We start from the raw sequence: 316 nt of genomic DNA, 5'->3' as shown, positions 1-316 counted from the left end.
GATAAGGTCTCCCTCTCTTCGGAGCTGAAGGGCCCGGGTAGACAACCCGGTCGATAGGCTGGAGGTGTACGCGCGGCGACGCGCTCAGCTGACCAGTACTAATAGCCCGTGCGCCTTGTTTTCTTCCCCATACTTCCTTTCCACCCTGTTTGATTACAACTTTCGGTCCCGGCCGACGTGGCGGCGCCTCATAGCCAGCCTTCCCGGACGGTGACCAGAATCTTGTGCTGGCATCCATGGAGGAGGGGGTACACCCGATCCCATTCCGAACTCGGAAGTTAAGCCCTCCATCGCCGATGATACTGCGTATTCGTGC

At 58.9% G+C, this 316-nt stretch carries 2 rRNA genes; both read left to right on the top strand.

From position 1 onward, the window contains the following. A 23S ribosomal RNA gene (locus V6B97_RS17225) occupies positions 1–123 on the top strand; the annotation flags it as partial. Between the two features lie 103 nt (positions 124–226). After that, positions 227–316, top strand: a 5S ribosomal RNA gene (rrf, locus tag V6B97_RS17220); the annotation flags it as partial.

Source organism: Nitratidesulfovibrio sp. 1201_IL3209 (assembly GCF_036763125.1).
Classification (GTDB): Bacteria; Desulfobacterota; Desulfovibrionia; order Desulfovibrionales; family Desulfovibrionaceae; genus Cupidesulfovibrio.
This window is presented reverse-complemented; position numbering and strand designations above follow the sequence as displayed.